This is a genomic window from Syntrophobacterales bacterium (assembly GCA_019429105.1).
GTDB lineage: Bacteria > Desulfobacterota > Syntrophia > Syntrophales > UBA5619 > DYTH01.
Genome location: JAHYJE010000077.1, coordinates 1 through 4,783, shown reverse-complemented (window position 1 = coordinate 4,783; position 4,783 = coordinate 1). Strand labels below are relative to the sequence as shown.

The 4,783-nt window shown below is 53.0% G+C and carries 5 protein-coding genes; all 5 read right to left on the bottom strand.

The features are described 5' to 3' along the window. Positions 1-70: 70 nt before the first annotated feature. Entirely contained in the window at positions 71-1,453 is a 1,383-nt protein-coding gene (hslU, locus tag K0B01_14550) for an ATP-dependent protease ATPase subunit HslU (GenBank protein MBW6487362.1), read from the bottom strand. Next, entirely contained in the window at positions 1,440-2,036 is a 597-nt protein-coding gene (gene hslV, locus K0B01_14545) for an ATP-dependent protease subunit HslV (protein ID MBW6487361.1), read from the bottom strand. The genes hslU and hslV overlap by 14 nt, the downstream gene beginning before the upstream one ends. A 4-nt stretch (positions 2,037-2,040) precedes the next feature. Then, the gene (locus tag K0B01_14540) at positions 2,041-2,985 is read right to left on the bottom strand and encodes a tyrosine recombinase XerC (protein MBW6487360.1); all 945 of its coding nucleotides are present in this window, start codon (positions 2,983-2,985) and stop codon (positions 2,041-2,043) included. Positions 2,986-3,028: 43 nt separating this feature from the next. After that, on the bottom strand, positions 3,029-3,541 hold the full coding sequence (locus K0B01_14535; protein MBW6487359.1) for a bifunctional nuclease family protein: 513 nt from the start codon (positions 3,539-3,541) through the stop codon (positions 3,029-3,031). Position 3,542: 1 nt separating this feature from the next. Next, a partial coding sequence (miaB, locus tag K0B01_14530) for a tRNA (N6-isopentenyl adenosine(37)-C2)-methylthiotransferase MiaB (GenBank protein MBW6487358.1) occupies positions 3,543-4,783 on the bottom strand: 1,241 nt, incomplete at its 5' end.

The following is a 4,783-nucleotide window of genomic DNA, read 5'->3' as shown; positions in this document are numbered from 1 at the left end:
GAAGCGCCTCCACCAGGATATTGGCCCTCTCCACAAACTCAGTCATATCTTCCATAAGCAATCTCTCAAATCACAAAATATAACGGCTCAGATCCTCATCTTCAACAATTTCGTCCAACTGCTCGGCAACGTAATCGGCATCTATCACCACTTCCCGCGCATTCATCTCCGGGGCGTCAAAGGATATCTTGTCGAGCAGGCTCTCCATGATGGTATGAAGACGACGCGCCCCGATATTTTCGGCGCGGTCATTCACCAGCGTCGCGGTTTCGGCGATCGCGGCGATTGCGTCTTCCTTGAAGACAAGGGTTACCCCCTCGGTTGCCATAAGTTCCATATATTGCTTGACAAGGGCGTTATGCGGCTCCGTAAGTATCCGAATGAATTCTTCCTTGCCGAGCGAATCGAGTTCCACGCGAATGGGGAAGCGCCCCTGCAGCTCCGGGATCAGGTCGGATGGTTTTGTCGAGCTGAAGGCGCCCGCGGCAATAAACAGGATATGATCGGTGCGGACAATCCCGTAGCGGGTACTCACCGTCGAACCCTCAACGATCGGCAGCAGATCGCGCTGGACGCCTTCCCTCGATACATCCGGCCCGTGCGTTCCGTCGTCGCCGACGATTTTGTCGATCTCGTCGAGAAAGACAATCCCCGTCTGTTCCACGCGTTCAATCGCCGTTTTGGTGACCTTCTCCATGTCCACGAGTCGCTGCGCCTCCTCTTCCACCAGCTTCTCCAGGGCTTCTTTCACCTTCATCCGCTGTTTTTTCTTCTTCTGCGGGAAGATATTGCCGAGCATGTCCTTGATATTCAATCCCATATCCTCCATGCCGGAGGCCGAGAATATTTCCACCATCGGGCCGCTGCGGGATTCCGTTATCTCTATTTCAACAAAACGTTCGTCCATCTGGCCATCGCGCAGATACCGGCGCAGCTTCTCTCTGGTAGTTTCAGCTTCAAGAACCCGTGTCCCCGACTCCGAAGGTTGACCTTCTGCGGGCGCCATTTCCACAACCCTGTCGTCGGCCGGCTTGTTAGGCAGCAGGATGTCGAGCAGGCGCTCTTCGGCAATTTCAGAGGCCTTGGAACTAACCCGCTGCTGTTCCTCTTCCTTTACCATGCCGATCGCCTGCTCCAGCAAATCGCGGATCATCGATTCCACATCCCGTCCGACATAGCCCACTTCCGTGAATTTGGAAGCCTCCACCTTGATGAACGGGGAATTGTCTAATTTCGCGAGCCGTCTGGCTATTTCGGTTTTTCCCACGCCGGTCGGGCCGATCATGATGATATTTTTCGGAGATATCTCATCTTTCATCTCTTCGGGGACATTCTGCCGCCGCCAGCGGTTTCTAAGCGCTATCGCCACCGCCCGCTTCGCCTCATGCTGGCCTATAATATACTGATCAAGTCTTTCGACAATTTTTCTGGGAGTCAAATCATTTTGCGCCATTTTTGTCTTTTTCCTTGCCTTTTATCGGTTTATCTTCGTTGTCGTCCTCTAAATCTATCTCTTCCGTAGTGATATGGTCATTGGTGTAGATGCAGATCTCGGAGGCAATTCTGACTGATTCCCGGGCAATTTCCGTTGCCGTCAGCTCCGAATAACGCACCATCGCCCGCGCCGCTGCCAGTGCATAAGGTCCTCCGGAGCCAATCGCCATAACATTGTCGTCAGATTCAATAACATCGCCGTTTCCCGAAATAATCAGGAAGGAATCGCGACTGACCGCGATCATCAATGCCTCAAGATGCCTGAGCACCCGATCGGTCCGCCAGTCCTTGGTCAGTTCGACGGCAGCCCTGACCAGATTTCCCTTGTACTGCTCGAGCTTCTGTTCAAATCTCTCGAACAGCGTGAAGGCGTCAGCCGTTGCCCCGGCAAATCCGACAATAACCTGGTCATGGTAAAGCCTGCGCACCTTTCTTGCCCCGTGTTTCATAACCGTCGTATCAAGCGTAACCTGACCGTCGCCGGCCACGGTGACCTTGCCCCGATGTTTGACGGCCAGGATTGTTGTTCCCCGAATATTCATTTTTTTATCCCTCTGTTTCTTTGCCCATATCTTTGGCTCTGGGATGAGCCTTGTCATAAATCTCCATCAGGCGGCTGACACTGACCGACGTGTATTTCTGCGTCGTCGACAAGCTGCTGTGCCCGAGCATCTCCTGGATCGACCGTAAGTCCGCGCCGGCATCAAGCAGATGGGTGGCAAATGTATGCCGCAGGGAATGAGGGCTTATCTTGCGACCGATGCCGCTTTGCAGAACAACCCTTTCCACCACCCGCGCCACGTCCCGGGGCCCAATCCGCTTTCCCCTGGCATTCAAAAAAAGCGGTTCCCCGTCCATTTTATCGGAGGCTGCCCTGACAAACTCCGACCTCATCTGGAGGTAATCCCTGAGCGCGGCCAACGCCGGAGCACCTACTGGAACGATCCGCTCCTTTTTACCCTTTCCCCTCACCTTAACCAGGCATTCACTGAATCTCAGGTCAGCGACGTTCATGCCGACAAGCTCTCCGAGTCTGATGCCGGAGGAATAGAAGAGCTCCATGATGGCCCGGTCTCTGCTTCCTGCGGCGTTTTTCGAAAAATCCACGCTGAGCAGCGCCAGCGTTTCATCCACCGACAGAACGGCCGGTATGTACTTCTCACACCGGGGCAATTGCAGGAGTTCAGCCGGATTAAGCTTCACAGCCCCCTCGCGCAGCAGGTAACGATAAAAAGAACGTAACGAAGCGATCTTGCGCGAAACGGTTATCTTCCTCATTTTACTGCGGTAAAGTGAAACGAGAAAGGAACGAATCAGAACAATATCCTCGGGGATATCGTCGCCTTCCGCGCCGGCGGAATCCCTTTTCACAAGGAATTCCTGAAATTGCTTAAGGTCGGCCAGATACGCCTCTACCGTGTGGCCGGACAGGTTTCTCTCCACGCTGATATGCCGGCCAAAGTCGGCAATGGCCGTTTTCAGAGACGACACCTAATACCTCAATGAATACAAAGATGAAAGAAAAAACAATTGGTCACATCTTGTATTTTCCGAAATCTTCCGGCGCAAGGTTTTCGAGAAATTCCTCGAGTTTTTCCTTATCCAGGCTGCCGATATCGGAATGCTTGGCGCCGAAGTCAACATTCCGTGATTTTTCGATGACCTTTTCATCAATGAAAATCGCAGCCCCCGCCCGCAGGGCAACGGCAATCGCGTCGCTCGGCCGGGCATCCACAACGATGATTTTACCTTCCAAGAGCAGATGGATGTTGGCAAAAAAGGTGTTGTTGCGCAGATCCGGTATTTCCACGCGCACCACCTCGCCTTTCATTAACTTTATTATATCGTTCAACAAATCATGGGTCATCGGACGAGGGAATTTGATCTTTTCCATCTCCGTCGCAATCGCGCTTGCTTCAAATATTCCGATCCAGATGGGAACCGCCTTTTTCCCCTCAAGGTCCTTCAAGATTACAATCGGGGTGTTCGTGATCGGATCGATAGTCAGTCCCGACACCTTCATCTCAACAAAAACATGCTGTTCCATGTTACTCCATCTCTCCCCGCAGGGAATGCAGGTAGGCATCAACAATCCTGACGCGGACCTCTTTCCCGAGAAGCTCTGGATTGCCGGGAAAATTAACGATCCGGTTGGTGCGCGTGCGCCCCATCATCTCGCTGCCCGTTTTTCGACTGCGCCCCTCGACAAGGATCTCTTCGCTTTTGCCGATGAGCGCAAGATTCTTTTCCAGTGTATGACCTTCCTGAAGTTTCTGCAACGTTTTCAAACGTTCCCTTTTTATCCTTTCTGCAAGATGTCCCTCCAGCGCTACTGCCGGCGTATGCTCCCGCTTGGAATACTGGAAGGAAAAAAGGTTGTCAAAACGAACATCCCGCATCACCTGGAGGGTCTGCTCAAAATCATCTTCCCCCTCTCCGGGAAATCCCACAATAATATCGGAGGTAATGCTTATTTTCGGCACAGCCTTTCTCAAGGCTGCCACTTTTTCCTTGTAATCTTCCACCGTATATCCGCGTTTCATCAGCCGGAGAATATGATTGGACCCCGCCTGCAGGGGCAGATGGATATGTTCGCACAGGGCGGGAACCTTGCCAAACGCCGCGATCAATCCCTCCGACAAATCCTTCGGATGAGAGGTGGTAAAACGAATCCTCCTGATCCCCGGGATATCGCCAATAGCTTCAAGCAATTTGGCAAAATCCGGTTTGTCGGGCAGCGTCTTGCCGTAAGAGTTCACGTTTTGGCCCAGAAGCGTAACCTCCAGTATCCCCTGCCCCACTAATTCTTCCACCTCTTTGACGATATCGGCAAGGGGCCGGCTTTGCTCCCTCCCCCGCAAAAACGGGACAACGCAATATGCGCAGAAATTGTTGCACCCCTGCATGATCGTGACAAAGGAACTGACCTCGTCGACCTGGGGCTGCGCCGGTATGTCCAGGGAGCGCGCATAATTGGAAAAGGCCGTGTCGGCCAAGCGGAGTCGGGAGCGTTCCACAGAGGAGACTATTGCGGGCAGCCTGTCAATCTGGTTCGTCCCCACGACCATGTCCAGACTGGGGAACATTTTGAAAAAATGATCTCCCTGCTGCTGGGCCAGACACCCGGCTACGCCGATGATAAGCTCGGGTTTCTCCTTCTTAAGCTCCCGAAACCGCCCAATCAGGCTGTACGCCTTCTGGTCGGCCTTCTCCCGGACACTGCAGGTGTTGATGACAATCAGATCTGCATTGCCGGGATTGTCGGTCATTATGTACCCGGATTCTTTCA